This is a genomic window from Guyparkeria sp. TX1 (assembly GCF_046523965.1).
In the GTDB taxonomy this organism is placed as follows: Bacteria; Pseudomonadota; Gammaproteobacteria; order Halothiobacillales; family Halothiobacillaceae; genus Guyparkeria.
Map to the genome: position 1 here is coordinate 1,895,432 of NZ_CP144142.1, position 16,399 is coordinate 1,911,830.

Annotated in this window: 12 protein-coding genes; 4 read left to right on the plus strand and 8 right to left on the minus strand. The window is 66.2% G+C overall.

The annotated features are described in order from the left end of the window. Nucleotides 1–62: 62 nt before the first annotated feature. The gene (locus VWP12_RS08735) at nt 63–1,091 is read left to right on the plus strand and encodes a quinone-dependent dihydroorotate dehydrogenase (RefSeq protein ID WP_410473807.1); all 1,029 of its coding nucleotides are present in this window, start codon (nt 63–65) and stop codon (nt 1,089–1,091) included. Between the two features lie 24 nt (nt 1,092–1,115). On the opposite strand, the gene VWP12_RS08740 is transcribed toward VWP12_RS08735, so the two are convergent. The 7 genes from VWP12_RS08740 to VWP12_RS08770 all read right to left on the minus strand — a co-directional run bounded on the left by VWP12_RS08740 (nt 1,116) and on the right by VWP12_RS08770 (nt 7,847). Then, nucleotides 1,116–1,871 (minus strand): HesA/MoeB/ThiF family protein, encoded by a 756-nt coding sequence (locus VWP12_RS08740; protein ID WP_410473808.1) that lies wholly within the window; start codon nt 1,869–1,871, stop codon nt 1,116–1,118. A 120-nt stretch (nt 1,872–1,991) separates the two neighbouring features. Continuing rightward, entirely contained in the window at nt 1,992–2,408 is a 417-nt protein-coding gene (locus VWP12_RS08745) for a hypothetical protein (protein ID WP_125199510.1), read from the minus strand. Nucleotides 2,409–2,497: 89 nt separating this feature from the next. Further along, entirely contained in the window at nt 2,498–3,394 is an 897-nt protein-coding gene (prmC, locus tag VWP12_RS08750; protein WP_410473809.1) for a peptide chain release factor N(5)-glutamine methyltransferase, read from the minus strand. Then, complete coding sequence (gene prfA, locus VWP12_RS08755) at nt 3,391–4,482, minus strand: peptide chain release factor 1 (RefSeq protein ID WP_410473810.1); 1,092 nt, start codon at nt 4,480–4,482, stop codon at nt 3,391–3,393. The genes prmC and prfA overlap by 4 nt, the downstream gene beginning before the upstream one ends. Nucleotides 4,483–4,563: 81 nt before the next feature. Then, complete coding sequence (hemA, locus tag VWP12_RS08760) at nt 4,564–5,892, minus strand: glutamyl-tRNA reductase (protein WP_125199512.1); 1,329 nt, start codon at nt 5,890–5,892, stop codon at nt 4,564–4,566. 51 nt (nt 5,893–5,943) lie between these two features. After that, a complete protein-coding gene (locus VWP12_RS08765; RefSeq protein WP_410473811.1) occupies nt 5,944–6,792 on the minus strand; it encodes a phosphatase PAP2 family protein in 849 nt (282 codons plus the stop codon). Beyond that, nucleotides 6,789–7,847, minus strand: a complete 1,059-nt coding sequence (locus VWP12_RS08770) for a glycosyltransferase family 2 protein (RefSeq protein ID WP_410473812.1) — start codon at nt 7,845–7,847, stop codon at nt 6,789–6,791. Before VWP12_RS08770 ends, VWP12_RS08765 begins: the two co-directional genes overlap by 4 nt. Before the next feature lie 457 nt (nt 7,848–8,304). On the opposite strand from VWP12_RS08770, the gene VWP12_RS08775 reads away from it, so the two are divergent. After that, on the plus strand, nt 8,305–11,886 hold the full coding sequence (locus VWP12_RS08775) for an EAL domain-containing protein (protein WP_410473813.1): 3,582 nt from the start codon (nt 8,305–8,307) through the stop codon (nt 11,884–11,886). Here the strand turns inward: VWP12_RS08775 and VWP12_RS08780 are convergent. Further along, complete coding sequence (locus VWP12_RS08780; protein ID WP_410473814.1) at nt 11,861–12,781, minus strand: lysylphosphatidylglycerol synthase domain-containing protein; 921 nt, start codon at nt 12,779–12,781, stop codon at nt 11,861–11,863. The two genes, VWP12_RS08775 and VWP12_RS08780, sit on opposite strands and share 26 nt — an antisense overlap. A 239-nt stretch (nt 12,782–13,020) precedes the next feature. Between VWP12_RS08780 and VWP12_RS08785 the strand changes: the two genes are divergently transcribed. Beyond that, complete coding sequence (locus VWP12_RS08785; RefSeq protein ID WP_410473815.1) at nt 13,021–13,464, plus strand: DNA polymerase III subunit chi; 444 nt, start codon at nt 13,021–13,023, stop codon at nt 13,462–13,464. 68 nt (nt 13,465–13,532) lie between these two features. Beyond that, nucleotides 13,533–16,385, plus strand: coding sequence for a valine--tRNA ligase (locus VWP12_RS08790; RefSeq protein ID WP_410473816.1), 2,853 nt, complete (start codon nt 13,533–13,535; stop codon nt 16,383–16,385). The last annotated feature ends 14 nt before the right edge of the window (nt 16,386–16,399 follow it).

Here is a 16,399-nt window from a genome sequence, read left to right on the forward strand (position 1 = left end):
GGTGGCATCAATGCCGTTACAATGGCGTTTTTCCATCCGATTGCCATCAAATTGCGTGTGCCATGGACCTCTATCCCCTGCTTCGTCCGCTGCTGTTCCGACTCGCCCCGGAAACCGCTCACCGCGTCACCCTCGGGTTGCTCGACCTGGCCGCCCGCACCCCCTGGTGCGGGATGCAACGCCGCGGGGTGCCGAACGATCCGACCACCGTCATGGGCCTGGAGTTTCCCAACCGCGTCGGCCTGGCTGCCGGTCTGGACAAGAACGCCGCACACATCGCCGGGATGTCCTGCCTGGGCTTTGGCTTTATCGAGGTGGGCACGCTCACCCCGCGCGCCCAGCCGGGCAATCCGGCCCCCCGCCTATTCCGGCTGACCGATGCCGAGGCGCTGATCAACCGGATGGGCTTCAACAACGACGGCATCGAGTCGGCATTGGATAACATCGCCGCAGCGCCACGCACGGTGCCGCTGGGAATCAATATCGGCAAGAACTTCGACACGCCGATCGAGAACGCGCTGGATGATTACCGCGCGGGTCTCGCAGCCGTCTACGAAACCGCCGACTACGTCACCATCAACATCTCCTCACCCAACACCGCCAACCTGCGCAACCTGCAGGGCGGCGAGGCCTTCACCGCCCTGCTCGCCGGCCTGGCCGAAGAACGCGAGCGCCTGCGCGACGAGAGCGGGCGCCACGTGCCGCTTGCGATCAAGATCGCCCCGGACATCGAGGACGAGGAGTTCCCGGCACTGGTCGACGCGCTGGTCGCCCACGGCATCGATGCGGTGATCGCCACCAACACCACCGTGGGTCGACCGCTGGTCTCGGGCCTGCCGCAGGCCGACGAGGCGGGTGGGCTCTCCGGCCGCCCGGTACGCGAGCGCTCGACCGAGGTAATCGCCGCCCTGCGCGAGCGCCTGCCGGACGATTTCCCGATCATCGGGGTGGGTGGTATCGATTCGGGTGACGCGGCGCTGGAGAAGATCCGTGCCGGTGCAGACCTGGTTCAGGTCTACACGGGACTCATCTACCGCGGGCCGCAGCTGGTGCGCGACGTGGCCCGCTCCCTGGCCGACTCGGAAGACTGAGGGCGGGGTCCGCCAGCGTATGCCTCAATCGCCGCGACGCGCGGCACACACCGGGCAGCCCGGGTCCTGTCGATACTTGACGGTGCGCCACTCGGCATCCTTTAGATCGAACAGCGCCAGGCGGCCGACCAGCGGCCGGCCGGCCCCGGACAGCACCTTGATCGCCTCGGCGGCCTGAAGACTGCCGATCATGCCCACCAGCGGCGAGAGCACGCCGGTCTCGGCGCAGCGCAACTCGTCCTCACCCTCCTCGCGGTACAGGCAGCGATAACAGGGGGCGTCCGGGTCGCGATGGTCGAACACCGTCACCTGGCCGGCCCACTGGATCGCCGCCCCGGAAACGAGCGGCACGCGCCGCTCGGCACATGCCGCGTTCAGCGCGAAGCGCAACTCGAAGTTGTCCGAGCAGTCGACCACCAGGTCAACACCGGCCACCGCCTGATCCAGTTGCTTGCCTTCCAGCCGGGCCTCGATCGGCAGCAACCGGACGTCGGGATTGATCTCGCCAAGGCGTGCGCTGGCCGAGGCCACCTTGCTCTGCCCTACCCGCGCCTGGTCATGAATGATCTGGCGTTGGAGATTGGACAGATCGACCCGGTCGAAGTCGGCGAGATGCAGTTCGCCCACGCCGCTCGCGGCGAGGTACAACGCAACCGGCGATCCGAGCCCGCCCAGCCCGACGATCAGCACGCGGGCATCGAGCAGGCGTTGCTGACCCTCATAATCCAGTCCGTCGAGCATGATATGGCGCCCGTAGCGCAGCAATTGTTCGTCTTTCATTGCCAGTCAGTCGTCAGCAGTGAGTCGTCAGTTAGTGCCGGAACGCAAATGCCCGGCCTGGGGCCGGGCATTGGTGCCGGAGGGAGTCGTCCGCCTGCGGCGCGATCGATTACCAGATTCTTACAGGTAGTGGCGCCAGGGATCGTCGGACCGATCGCCCTGGTCCTCGGCGTGTCGCTCACGCACGATGCCCGCCTCTCCGGTGGGGCGGTATTTTTGCGGCGGCAGGTTGCAGCCATCCACCCCCAGTGCCTCACGCTGGTTCTGCTCGGTGTAGTCGACCAGCGCGCACTTGAGCTTTTCCAGCAACGCGGCATCGAGATGAAAACCGGATGCCTGCAGCGCCTGCCGGATCGCCTTCAGGCAGATGGCGGAGAGGTCGTACTCGACTTCCAGGCATAGCGGCCCACGGCGCCTCGCGGCAATCACCCCCGGCAACCATCGGGCGAACGATTCCGCGGCTCGGGCCGGCTCACCTTCCTGGTGCGGGCCACGAAACCAGATTTCGTGCATCTTGATCGGTTGCTTGTCTTCCATGCTGGCGCCTTGCCTTCCGCCCTGTACGGTTCAAGACTAGCGCAGTTGGCAGGGCGAACCAAGAACGGCGTTCCGCCCGACGACCGGCATCAGTCCGGGCGCCGCCCGGCAGTGACGCGGGGGTGTCCGGCAACGTCCCGGCGCGTATCGACCGCATCGAATCCCGCTTGTTCGAGCAGCCCACTAACCGCCTGGGCCTGCTCGAATCCGTGTTCGAGCAGCACCCACCCCCCCGGGCGCAGCACCGGACGGGCCTGGATGATGATCCGCCGGTAGTCGGCCAGCCCCTCCTCGTCGGCCACCAGGGCTTCGACCGGCTCGTGGCGCACGTCGCCTTCGGCGAGATGCGGATCATCGGCGGCGATGTAAGGCGGGTTGCTGACGATCAGGTCGACCGAGGCCGGGGCAACCGCCTCGAGCCAGTCGCCCTGCCACAGGCGCACTGTCACGGGGGCGCCCTGCTCGGCCAGAAACTCGCGATTGCGGGCCGTCAGACGAATCGCCACCTCGCTGCTGTCGACGGCATGCACCTCGGCGTCCGGCCGCTCGGCGGCAATCGACAGCGCGATCGCGCCGCTCCCCGTGCCGAGATCCAGCACCCGAGACCGCGTCGTTCTGGGGAGCAACTCGAGGGCCCATTCGACCAGCAGCTCGGTGTCCGGTCGGGGAATGAGCACGCCGGGCGCGGTCCGGAAGCGGTATCGCCAGAAGCCGCGCTCGCCGATCAGGTAGGCGACCGGCTCACCCGCCGCGCGCCGCGCGCAGAGCGACTCCAGCCGGTCACGGACGCCCGTTTCGGGCGGGCGGTCGCCCTGCAGCATCAGTGCGGAGGTATCCAGGCCGGTGACGAAGCCGGCCAGCAGGCGCGCCTCGAACAGGGCTTCGGCCCGGTCGCAGCCGCGCCCCGCCATGATCCGTTCACCGCAGCGTCGCAGCACGACATCGAGGCACTCGTCGGGGGATGCCGGGTTCACGGCTTGAGTCACGTGCCTTCCTGGGCCAACGCCTCGAGCTGCGCGGCCTGATCGGCTTGGCGCAACGGCACCACCACCTGGGCCAGATCGCCGGCCAGGATCTTGTCGAGTTGATGGAGCGTGAGGTTGATACGGTGGTCGGTCACGCGCCCCTGCGGGAAGTTGTAGGTGCGGATGCGATCGGAGCGATCGCCACTGCCGACCAGGGCCTTGCGGTTGGCCGCCGTCGCCTCGGCCTGCTCGCGGCGCGCCTCGTCGGCGAGTTTCGCTGCCAGCAGATCCATGGCCCGCGCCCGGTTCTTGTGCTGCGAGCGCTCTTCCTGGCACTCGACCACCGTGCCGCTCGGCAGGTGGGTGATGCGGATCGCCGAATCGGTCTTGTTGACGTGCTGACCGCCGGCCCCCGAGGCGCGGAAGGTATCGACCCGCAGGTCGTTGGCGTTGATCTCGGGGGCGTCGGCCGCGGGAATAACCGGCATGACGGCCACCGTCGCCGCCGAGGTGTGGATACGACCCTGGGTCTCGGTGACCGGCACACGCTGCACGCGGTGGGCGCCCGACTCAAACTTGAGCCACGAGTAGACACCATCACCGCTGACCCGCGAGATCAACTCGCGGTACCCACCGTGCTCGCCTTCCGAGGCCGACAGCACCTCGACCTTCCAGCCCTGGGACTCGGCGAAACGGCCGTACATGCGAAACAGGTCGCCGGCGAATATCGCCGCCTCGTCGCCGCCCGCGCCGGCGCGGATCTCGAGGAACACGTCGCCCTCGTCATTCGGATCCTCCGGCAGCAACTGGCGCTCGATCTCGGCGTCCAGCTCGGCGTATCGCGCTTCCAGATCGGCCAGTTCCTCGCGGGCCATCTCGGCCATGTCGGGGTCATCCCCCTCGACCAGGGAGCGCGCCTCCGCGAGCTCGCGCTCGGTGCGACGATAGGTCTCGACGTTCTTCACCAGCGCCTCAAGTCGGGCGTATTCGCGCGACAGGCGCTGAAAGCGCGTCTGATCGGCGATGACGTCGGGATCGGCGAGCAGCGCGGTGATTTCCTCGAAACGTTCAACCAGGCTGTCGAGCCGGGCGACCAGGGCGTTATGCATAAAGGATTCGGGTACGAAAAGTGAGGGGAACGATCAGGGAATGGAGCGCTGCCCGGCCGGATAGCGGGCGAAGGGAATCAGCTAGCGCTCGCGGTCGTCGTTCGGGTTGCGGTTTCCCCATTGGCCGACGGGCAACGCGCGCTGGGCGATTGTTTCGGCGTCCTCGTCGAGACCCACCACGTGGGAGACGCTCTGCACCGTGGCAAGATCCCCACTGACGCAGGCCTGGCGCAGCACCACGGTCGGCTGGTGGATCAGGCGATTGGTGAGCGTACGCGCGAGGTAGTCGAGCGCCTCCTGCGGGTCGCGTCCGGATTCGATCATCGAGCGTGCCCGGGCCAGCGTCTCGTCGCGCATGTCCTCGGCACGCCGGCGGTAATTGCGGATCAGTTCCGCGCCGGTCTGCAACTGCACCCATTGCAGGAAATGCTCGACCTGAACGTCGATGATCTCCTCGGCCTGCTCGGCCGCCTCACGCCGGCTGCGCTGACCCTCGTCGATGACCGTCTTGAGGTCGTCGACCGTGTAGAGATAGACGTCCTGGAGATTGCCGACCTGCGGCTCGATGTCGCGCGGCACGGCGATGTCGACCATGAAGATCGGCCGACGCTTGCGCTCGCGAATCGCCTGCTCGACCGCCCCCTTGCCGAGTACCGGCAGGGAACTGGCGGTCGAGGAGATGACAATGTCGGCGCGGTGAAGGTGGGCCGGGATATCACCCAGGCCGATGGCGCTGCCGTCATACTGCTCGGCGAGCATGTGGGCCCGCTCGATCGACCGGTTGGCGACGATCACCCGGCTCAACCCGGCCGACTGCAGATGGCGTGCGCACAGCTCGATGGTCTCACCGGCACCGATCAACAGCGCGGTCTTTTCCTCGAGCGAGCCGAAGATCTGGCGCGCCAGGCTGACCGCGGCAAAGGCCACCGACACCGGCGAGGCGCCGATCTGCGTGTCGGTGCGCACCTGCTTGGCCACGGCGAAGGTGTTCTGAAACAGGCGACCCAGGATCGGGCCGAGGGCATTGGCGTCCTGCGCCAGGGTGAACGCGTCCTTGATCTGGCCGAGGATCTGCGGCTCGCCCAGCACCATCGAATCGAGCCCGCAGGCCACCCGCATCAGGTGGCGAATGGCCGATTCGTCGGTATGGGCATAAACGTAGGGGGCCAGCGCCTCGGGCGACATCTGGTGGAACGTCGCCAGCCACTCGACCAGCTCGTCGGTGACGCACTCGGCGTGGGTGTAGATCTCGGTGCGGTTGCAGGTCGAGACGATCGCCGCCTCGCGCGCGCCGCCGTCGCCTAGCAATTCCTGGAGGGCGTTGTGCACACGCTCGGGGCCGAACGCGATGCGCTCGCGCACGTCCACCGGTGCGGTCTTGTGGTTAACCCCGAAGGCGATCAGTGACATGGCGGAATTATAGCCTCGCAGACCCGGTTTTGACGATCCCCGCGACAGCCATCAGCGTCCCCGCGACCCCAGCCGACCCAAGCGACGATCCAGTGACCGGCTCATTCGCCCCGGCCAGTACCGCAACGTGCCGAGAAACAGGGCGACGACACCGATCAGCGCGACCATCCAATTGGCCCACGCACCCTGCGGATAACCGACGTCGACCCAGGGCGCCCCCAGGGCGCACACCGCACAGACGAACACCGCCACGGGCACCGGCCAGCGGGCGTGACGGGCCGCCGGCCAACGGTTGACCAGCCAGACGGCCAACGCCACCGACACCAACCCGACGACCGCCCCGGCCAGGACGTCGGTCGGCCAGTGCACACCGGCCACCATGCGCGAGATACCCATGATCGAGGCGAGTGCCAGCAGCAGCGCCACCCAAGGCCAACGCGGACGCAATCCCAGGATGAGCAAGCCGGCGAAGGTAAACGCGGTCACCGTGTGCCCGGACGGAAACGCCTCGGAGCGGATCGAGTGTCCGATCAGATTGAAGGCATCGGCGTCGAGCACGCCCGGGGGACGAAGCTCGTCGAAAAGGGGCTTGAGGCTGTGGGTGATCACGGTGGCGACGATCGCGGCGAACAGCAGCAGGATCGCCAACCGCGGCCGCCAAAGCACGAACGGCAGCATCAACCCCAGCGTCAGCCAGGTGTCGGCCAAAGCATTGATGCCGGCCCAGAACGGCTGGGTCGATTCGATGCCACCCAGCGCGTTGAAGACATGAAATAGGGACTCGCGGGCACCCGGCCAGGCGAACACGCCCGCCAGCAGGACGGCCGCGGTCAGCACGAAGGCCAGCACCAGCTGGCTGGCCGGGGCCGGGTCACGACGAAAGGCGGTATGCGTGGTCATGCCGGGTCCCCCTCGGCAGAAACAGAATCGGTTGCCTCGCGGCCCTTGCTGTCCGCCGGCATGCGAAAGGCATCGTTCTCGCCCGCCAGGTCAAAGCGTGCCGGCAGGTGGTAGGTGCGCACGTCGCGCGACTCGTAGTAGGTCCGGGACAGCATCTCGGAGAGCACGCCGGTGGTCAGCATCTGCACCCCGATCAGGATGAACAGGATCGAGACCAGCAGCAGAGGCCGGTCACCGATATCGTGTCCCAGGACCTTCTCGATCAACAAGTAGAACATCCCCAGCCCGCCCAGCAGACCAAAGCCGGTACCCAGCAGGCCGAAGAAGTGCGCCGGCCGCGCCGAGAAGCGCATGAAGAAGTAGACGCTGATCAGGTCAATGATCACGCGGAAGGTGCGCGACAAGCCGTACTTGGAGGTACCCGCGGTGCGCGGATGATGCGTGACCACTTCCTCGGCGATCTGGCTGGGGGCGGTCTGCGTGGCGAGCCAGGCCGGGATAAACCGATGCATCTCGCCGTAAAGGCGCACACCCTTGATCACGTCGGCGCGGAAAACCTTCAGGCTGCAGCCGTAGTCGTGCAGGTTGACGCCGGTCAGCCGGCGAATCAGACGGTTGGCCAACCACGACGGTACCTTGCGGACCCAGTTGTCCTTGCGATCCCGCCGCCAGCCGGCAACCAGGTCCAGGTCCTCGCGCAGCAGCCGGTCAACCATGCGCGGGATGTCGATCGGGTCATTCTGCAGATCGCCGTCCATGGTCACGATCACCTCGCCGCGGGCCAGATCGATGCCGGCCTGCATGGCGGCGGTCTGGCCGAAGTTGCGTGTCAGCGGCACCGGGCGGACGTGCGAACCGAAGGCCTTGCGCGCCTCGCGGATCCGGGCGACCGTGGCATCCGACGAACCGTCGTCGACCAGCAGCAGCTCCCACGCTCCGGTATACTCGGCCAGCGCCTCGTGGACCCGCTCCACCAACGGCGAGACGTTCTCCTGTTCGTTGAACATCGGCACGACGATGGAAAGCGGCGCGGCGAGCTGAGCGGTCGTTGTCATGACGTAGGACACCCCGTGGTAACGCGTGATCTTGGCAACGCGTGACGGTTTGAAACGCGCGGCGAAATGAGCGCGTGAACTCACCGGATGCCGATCGACCCGAAACATGGCAAGGACGGCAACCGGGGATCATCGATTCCGCCCAGGAAGGCGGTATCGACAAAACGCCGGCAGTGTACGGCAGGAACGCCAGCGACCGCCACCACGGAGGTGGCACCACCCCCGGATGACCTGGCTCGGATCCGGGCCGAAAGTGCTGCCGATGCCTACCACTACACGACATCCACCGACTTGACCCCAACCCGTGACGGCTTGATCCTCTGAACCACATGAGCCACCGCCAACCCCTCCCTCGAACGGCAGCTTACCGCCAACCGACTCCGCCGCCGACGGGGCAAATTCCCCGGCAATGGATGTGCCCACGAGCGGCAACGCATCCCCGTCGGGGAGCTATCCGATGACACGGGAACGACTCGAGTCCCTGGCCCGTTCGTTGGGCGATCGACTGCCTCGCGACGAGGCGATTGCCACCCTGCTCGAAACGATTGCCGCCTGTTACCCGGCTCTGTCGCGCAGCGCGGTGTTCCTCAGCGAGGAAGGCCGCCTGCTGGCCGCGAGCAGCGATTTCGACCGTGCCCTGCTGCCGGAGCCGGGTGCAGGCGGCGATCCGATCGGCGCGTTCGAGGACATCGAGGAGCGCCTCTTCCTGCAGGCACTCGGGCCGGCAGATGGCACGCCCGGCTACTGGGCCATCGAGATCGTCGAGACCCTCCCCGACAAGACGACGCTCTCCAGTCTGCGCCGTAGCATCGAGCACGTGTTTGCCAGCACGCAACCGGATGCCGCCCTGCTCAAGAACCGCCAGCGCCAGCGCATTGAACGGCTGGAGCGCGACCAGGCACTGATGCAGTCGCTGCTCGCCCAGATCGACACCCTGATCCTGGCCGACGACGAACAACGCATGCTCGAGGTCGTGTGCACGCAGCTGGTGGAAACCGGCCTGTTCCTGGGAGCCTGGGTCGCCCCGGCCGAACACGGCATCACCCCGATTGCCATCGGGGGTGACAGCGAGATCGTCGACCGGCCGAACCCGGAGGTGAAACGCACCCTGGAAGACGGCATTCGCCACGCCCATGCGCTGGTCGATGCCGGCCGTCGTCTGGTGATCGACGAGCGTATCGCCGCACCCTTCGCGCAGTTGAACTGGTTCGACACGCCACCGCTCGCCGCCCTGGTTCCGTTGTCACGGAATGGCCGACTCTGGGCCTTCCTGGTGGTGATCGCGGCAGCCGAATCGGACCTCGACCAGCAGGTGAGCGAGGTGCTGATGCACCTGGGTGAACTGGTCAATCGCAGCCTCGAACAGCTCGACCTGCGCGACCGCCTCGACGAGGAACAGCAGCGCAACACCTATCTCGCGTATCACGACCCGCTGACCAACCTGTCCAATCGCCGCGCCGTCGACGCCGAGTTGCCCAAGGCGCTGGCGCGAGCCGACCGTCACCAGCAAATGCTCGCCGTCGCCCTACTGGACCTCGACGATTTCAAACCAATCAACGACCGGTTCGGGCACTCCGCCGGCGACGAGATGCTGATGACGCTCGCCGCCCGCCTCAAGTGCGCAATTCGTGACACCGACACGGCTGCCCGACTGGGTGGCGACGAGTTCCTGCTGATCCTGGAGGATATCGAGGACGACGCGGGCCTGGCGCGGGTACTCGATCGCATCGCCACCACCATCCGACAGCCGATCATTCTGGAAGATGGTGTCGAGGTGCACGCCAACGGCCAGATCGGGGTCACCCGCTACCCACTCGACGACAGCGCGCCGGAACAACTGATCCGCAATGCCGACGCCGCGCTGTACGCGGCCAAGAACAGCAAGTCGATTCGGCTGCAGGACTGGGTGATCTGGGAGCGGGAAACGACCCGGCGGGGCGAGGATCTCCCCGAGATGTCCGAGTCGGTGCCCGCCTATGGCCCCGCCGCAAAGATGCTTCTCGAACGGATTCAGTCGGACGTCGCCCCCTTGAGCGACGAATTCATCGAGCGTTTCTACGCCGAGCTGTCCCGGATGGAGTCGATACGCAACGTGCTCGGCCACCTGTCGCCCCGGGAGTTCCACGAGCTCAGGGCACAGCAGGCCCGACATCTTGGCTTCCTGCTCGATCCCGATCTGAGCGAGGAAGTGCATATCAATCGGGCCCGCCAGGTCGGGCACGTACACGCGCTGGCGGGGGTTTCGCCCAGTGACCTGGTCCGCGCGATCACCGTGTACATGCACGAGTTCAACGAGACCTTCAATCGCGCCCACGTCAATCAGCGTCACCAGAACCGGCTCGAACGCGTCTTTACCGAACGGTTGAGCATGGAGCTTTCCCACCAGCTCGCCGCGGGTCAGGCGGTCGACGACGAGTTCCATACCGCCCTGGTGACGATCGATGATCGCCGCCGCAACGAGCACAACTGGCCGGATTTCAACGAGCACCTGCTGGACACGCTGACCGGGCTACCCGGCATTCACGGGGTGGCAATCCTCTCGCCCAATGCCGATGGTCGCTTCGTCGCCAACTACGCCGAGGGCACCGACCTCTTCACCCGGCCGACCGATGAGCCCGATGGCCACGCCACGCTCGACCTCAGACGCCCGGAGTCGGCACATCCGGTCTCGGTCGCCTACCGGCAGGCGCGTGTCGTCACCATGGACAATACGATCGACGATCCCGCCGGTGCCCCGTGGTCGGTTCAGGCCGAAGCCCTGGGGATTCGCAGTTGCGTGGCGATCCCGATCCTCGACAACCGCGACCAGCCCATCGCCGTGATTTGCCTGTATGGACGCATCCCCGGGATGTTCACGAGCTCGACGTTGCAGGGTTTTACCGGCCAGTTGATGGCGCTGGTCAGCCAGGCCTGGCGACAGATCCGCAGTCCGGCCGCCCTGCTGTATGCCAAGGGCGATTACGATCGATGGCGGCAGGCCTTCTACGACGATGGGTTGGAGATGGTCTACCAACCGGTCATCGATGTGCAGACGGGTCGACTGACCACGCTCGAGGCCCTGGCAAGGTTGTACCTGCCCGACGGCGAGGTCATCCTGCCGAACATGTTCATCCCCTGGCTCAACGACGGTCAGGTAATGCGCCTGTTCGAGCTGGGTCTCGACCAGTCCCTGGCCTGTCTGCGAGACATCGAGGCGCGCCACGGGCCGTCCCTGTCGGTCGCCATCAACCTGCCGGTGAGTGTACTGATGGATCCGGCCACGCCGGGACACGTGCGCGCGGCGCTCGACCGCCACGCGGTAAGCCCCCATCGCATCACGCTCGAATTGCTTGAACAGGGCGACACCGGCTTCGAGCCGGGCGATCTGGCCAGCCCCATGCAGCGCATCGGCGAGCTGGGGGTGAACCTGGCGATGGACGATCTGGGCTCGGGCTACAACAACCTGTTGCGGCTGCGCAGCCTCCCCTTCAACACGGTCAAGATCGACCAGGGCATGGTGCGCGCGGCCCAGCACGAACCCGGCCGGGTCCTGACCTTCATCGCCTCGATGATCCAGATGGCGCAGGCCCTGGAGTTGCGCACCGTAGTCGAGGGTCTGGAAACACCCGACCTGATCGAGGCCACCGCCCTGCTCGGCGGGCAGCTGGGTCAGGGCTACGCCATTGCCCGCCCGATGCGTCGAACCGCCCTGACCGGCTGGATGACGCGCTTCGATTTCGTGATCAACCCGGCCAGGCCACGCACAGCACTGGGCGCCATGGCCGCGCTTTGGGGGCTGCGCTCACTGGGACGGGCCCACCTGGAACAATCCAAGCGCCATCATCAGCTACGTGCCGCGGCGGCCTGGTGGGCAACGGAGAACCTCGACCGGCATCGCCACCTGGCCACCGGCATCCTGTCACTCCTGCAGGAGTTCCATGACGGGACCGTGCCGGGCGAGACCTTCGAGGCCCGACTACAGGGTTACATGGGCTCGCTCGATCAATTGATTCGAAACACGGCGGTCGAAGAGATCAGCGCGGTGACGGACGACGAATGAACAGCGCCAAAGCCGCGGCGAGCAATGCGGTGCCCAGCACGAACAGGTGAAGGTTGACCGCCGCGGCCAACACGGTACGCGGCTCGTCGACAAGCGGGGCAAGCAACAGCGCCACTCCGGCCTCGTAGGTGCCAAACCCGCCCGGGGCATGCACGGGCAACACCGTGGTCAGATCCCCGCCGATCGCCCCGAGCACCCCCGCGGCGAAGCCCACCGGGGCCAGGGCGGCCAAGACCCAGCCCAGCGCGGCCAACTTGACCAGCCAGTTCGCCCAGGTCCAGAACAGCGTGCCAAGAAATTGAGTCGGCCGATCGGGCAGGCTTGCGAGCATGGTCACGCCCTTTTTCGCCAGCCGGCCATCCCGCCGGGCAAGCATCCCGTGCATCCAATGGCGCAGGCCGTACGCCACGACCGGGGCCAGTAGCAGCAACCCGAACAGCAGGCCCAAAACCTCGGCGGAAACTCCGAGCAAATGCCCGCCGGCCGCCAGACCGATCAGCAACACCACCTGTAGATCGAGCAGACGGAACCAGAACAGCACCGGCACGCTCTCCAGCGGCGACAGTCGGTAGTAGCGCTGCATCAACACCGGAAACGCCAACTCGCCCGAGCGCATCGGCAGCAGATTGTTCATCAGGTTGTGCCAACTCGACAGGCGGAAGGCCGACCAGAAATGGCCCGCCAGCCGGCCCGGGAAATAGCGGGTGATGCGCAGGGTCCGAATGAGGTAACTGGCCACCATCAGCGCCAGTGCCACCAGCAGCGCCCATGGGTCGATCGACCGCCAGGGCGCGATCAGGCGCTCAGGCCCTACCCAGACGATCGCCAATCCCAACACCAGCAGCACGGCAGCCCAGCTGACGATGGCCAACAGACGTGTCTTGAGCGATCTCACGATGCCCTCGAAAAGCCGTAGAAATTAGGGGGTGTCATAACGCTCCGGTGGGCTATCGCTAGGCCGATTTCTGGGCCGATCGCCTTGGGCGACATGGGGTAATTGGGCATAATGCTCGTTTGCTCCGTGGCGTGGGCGTCGGCGGCCCCGGTTACCAGTATCCGGCGGGCAGCATACCGACTGACCGCCAGCGTCGCAGCACACCCCAACCCGGACATCGACCACGCCCGAAGGCCCAGATGAGCGAGATTGTATTCCACCTGATCGACGACCCGGCCGAGGATGCCTTCTGGTATTTTGCCGCCGAACTATGCGCCGAGCAGGCCGAGGCACAGCACCCTACCTATGTGGTCTGCGCCAGTCTCGCCCACGTGGAAGGCTTTGACGACTACCTCTGGTCCTACCGTGACGACCGCTTCGTGCCGCACACCGCCGACCCGGAAGACGCGGACCACGCCCCGATCTTCATCGGCTGCGACCCGGAAGCCGGCGGCTTCGCCCGGGTGATCAATCTCACCGGCACCCCGATCCCGCGCCCGACCGACCGCGAGCACATCGACGAGGTCATTCGCGCCGGCGAACAGCCCCGCGCGGACGCCCGTGCCCGCTGGCGCCAATACAAGAGCGCCGGCGCGACCATCGACCATCATCGCGTCGAGTCGGTCCGCCCCAGCGACGAGTAAACCCGAAACCTTCCCGGCGGCCCCGAACCGTCCTTCCGACCCGACGACAAGCGAATCTGAATAACGGCATGGACAAGACTTACGACCCCCGACAGATCGAACAGGACTGCTACCAACGCTGGATGGACGGTGACCGATTCCGTCCGGACATGCAGGCTGAGGGCGCCTACTGCATCATGCTGCCGCCGCCGAACGTCACCGGCCGCCTGCACATGGGCCATGCCTTCCAGGACACCCTGATGGACACGCTGACTCGCTGGCATCGCATGCGAGGCGAGGCCACGCTGTGGCAGCCGGGTACCGACCACGCCGGCATCGCCACGCAGATGGTGGTCGAGCGCCGGCTGGAATCCGAAGGGGTTTCACGCCACGACATCGGTCGGGAAAAGTTCCTGGACAAGGTCTGGGAGTGGAAGGAGCAATCGGGCGGCTTTATCACCGAGCAGATGAAGCGCCTGGGCGCCTCCTGCGACTGGTCACGCGAGCGCTTCACCATGGACGAGGGCCTGTCCGAGGCCGTACGCGAGGTGTTCGTCCGCCTGTACGAGGACGGCTTGATCTACCGCGGCAAGCGGCTGGTCAACTGGGACCCGGTGCTGCGCACCGCCGTTTCCGACCTCGAGGTGGTCAGCGAGGAGGAGAAGGGTCACCTGTGGCACATGCGCTATCCGTTGACCAACGGCGAGGGCCACCTGGTTGTTGCGACCACCCGCCCCGAGACCATGCTCGGTGATACCGCCGTGGCCGTGCACCCGGAAGACGAGCGCTACAAGCACCTGATCGGCCAGACCATCACCCTGCCGCTGGTCGGCCGGCACATTCCGATCATCAGCGACGATTACGTCGACCCCGAGTTCGGTTCGGGTTGCGTCAAGATCACACCGGCGCACGACTTCAACGACTACGCCATCGGCCAGCGCCACGACCTGCCGATGCTCAACGTACTCACCGAGACTGCCACCATCCGCGAGGCGGCCGAATGCGTCGGTGACGCGGCCCGTGACGTCGACCCGCACCTGCCGGAGCGCTACCGCGGGTTGGATCGCTTCGAGGCCCGTCGCCAGATCGTGGCCGATCTCGGGGCGGAGGGGCTGCTGGTCCAGATCGACGACCACAAGCTGATGGTGCCGCGCGGCGATCGCAGCGGCACGGTGATCGAGCCGCTGCTGACCGACCAGTGGTTCGTCGATCTCACCCGCGATGAGACGGTCACCGGCAAGCCGGGCGGCAAAAAGGCGATCACCGAACCGGCGATTGATGCCGTGCGCTCGGGCGACATCCGCTTCGTGCCCGGCAACTGGGAGAACACCTACTTCCAGTGGCTGGAGAACATTCAGGACTGGTGCATCAGCCGGCAACTGTGGTGGGGCCATCGTATTCCGGCGTGGTTCGACGCGGACGGCAATATCTTCGTCGGTCGCGACGAGGCCGAGGTGCGGGCCAAGTACGAGATCGGCCCCGACGAGGAGCTGACCCAGGACGAGGACGTGCTCGACACCTGGTTCTCCTCGGCGCTGTGGCCGTTCTCCACGCTGGGCTGGCCCGAGCAGACCGCCGAACTCGAACGCTTCTACCCCACCAGCGTGCTGGTCACCGGCTTTGACATCATCTTCTTCTGGGTCGCCCGGATGGTGATGATGGGCAAGTACTTCGGCGGTGACGTGCCGTTCCGCGAGGTCTACGTGCATGGTCTGGTCCGCGATGCGCATGGCCAGAAGATGTCCAAGTCCAAGGGCAACGTACTTGACCCGATCGACATCATCGATGGTATCGATCTGGAAGCGCTGGTGGAGAAACGTACCACCGGGCTGATGCAGCCGAAGAAAGCCAAGCAGATCGAAAAACAGACCCGCGATGAGTTCCCCGACGGTATCGAGGAGCACGGCACCGACGCGCTGCGGTTCACCTTCGCCGCCCAGGCGACGACCGGACGCGACATCAGCTTCGACCTCGAGCGGGTCAAGGGCTACCGCAACTTCTGCAACAAGCTCTGGAACGCCAGTCGCTTTGTCCTGATGCAGTGCGAAGGCGAGGACACGGGCCTGGGTGACGCCCCGGTCACGCTGGGCACCGCCGACCGCTGGATCATCGGCGAACTGCAGACCTGCGAGGCCACGGTTACCAAGCACCTGGAAACCTACCGCTTCGATCTCGCCGCCCAGGCGCTTTACGACTTCACCTGGAGCACCTACTGCGACTGGTACCTCGAGCTTTCCAAGCCGGCCATCAAGCATGGCGACGAGGCGGCGAAGCGAGGCACCCGCCGCACGCTGGTGCGGGTACTAGAGACCCTGCTCCGCCTGCTGCACCCGTTCATCCCGTTCATCACCGAGACCATCTGGCAACGGGTTGCCCCGCTGGCCGGCACCAAGCGCACGGATGACGACACCATCATGACCGCGCCCTTCCCGGTCGCCGATGAGTCGAAGCACGACCCCGAGGCGCGCGAGGCGATCGACTGGTTGCAGGGCTTCATCCTCGGCGTGCGCCGCATCCGCGCGGAGATGGACATCGCACCAGGCAAGCCGCTGCCGGTCCTGGTCAGCGAGGCAAGTGACCTCGACGTGGCGCGCATCCGCGAGCTCGAACCGCTGCTGACCACGGTCGCGCGAATCGAGTCGATCGAGGAACTCGACGGCGAATTGCCGGAATCCGCGATGGCACTGGTGGGCAAGATGCAGGTGCACATCCCGCTGGCTGGCCTGATCGACGTTACCGCGGAGCTCGAGCGCCTGAACAAGGCGGTCGAGGGCATCGAGAAGCAGATCGAGAAGGCGCGCGGCAAATTGTCGAACGCCAACTTCGTCGAACGTGCACCCCAGGCCGTGGTCAACCAGGAACGCGAGCGACTGGCAGGCTTCGAGGCCGAGCTCGAGGAACTGGCCGCCCAGCGCGAACGCATTCGCCGCCTGGCTGACTGATCGGGCCCACTGAT

Bases quoted from the DNA above. Each gene is read 5' to 3' on its own strand.
- VWP12_RS08740 (WP_410473808.1), bottom strand. From the start codon at position 1,871: ATGAAAGACGAACAATTGCTGCGCTACGGGCGCCATATCATGCTCGAC.
- hemA (WP_125199512.1), bottom strand. From the start codon at position 5,892: ATGTCACTGATCGCCTTCGGGGTTAACCACAAGACCGCACCGGTGGAC.
- VWP12_RS08790 (WP_410473816.1), top strand. From the start codon at position 13,533: ATGGACAAGACTTACGACCCCCGACAGATCGAACAGGACTGCTACCAA.
- prfA (WP_410473810.1), bottom strand. From the start codon at position 4,482: ATGCATAACGCCCTGGTCGCCCGGCTCGACAGCCTGGTTGAACGTTTC.
- VWP12_RS08770 (WP_410473812.1), bottom strand. From the start codon at position 7,847: ATGACAACGACCGCTCAGCTCGCCGCGCCGCTTTCCATCGTCGTGCCG.
- VWP12_RS08765 (WP_410473811.1), bottom strand. From the start codon at position 6,792: ATGACCACGCATACCGCCTTTCGTCGTGACCCGGCCCCGGCCAGCCAG.
- VWP12_RS08775 (WP_410473813.1), top strand. From the start codon at position 8,305: ATGACACGGGAACGACTCGAGTCCCTGGCCCGTTCGTTGGGCGATCGA.
- VWP12_RS08785 (WP_410473815.1), top strand. From the start codon at position 13,021: ATGAGCGAGATTGTATTCCACCTGATCGACGACCCGGCCGAGGATGCC.
- VWP12_RS08735 (WP_410473807.1), top strand. From the start codon at position 63: ATGGACCTCTATCCCCTGCTTCGTCCGCTGCTGTTCCGACTCGCCCCG.
- VWP12_RS08745 (WP_125199510.1), bottom strand. From the start codon at position 2,408: ATGGAAGACAAGCAACCGATCAAGATGCACGAAATCTGGTTTCGTGGC.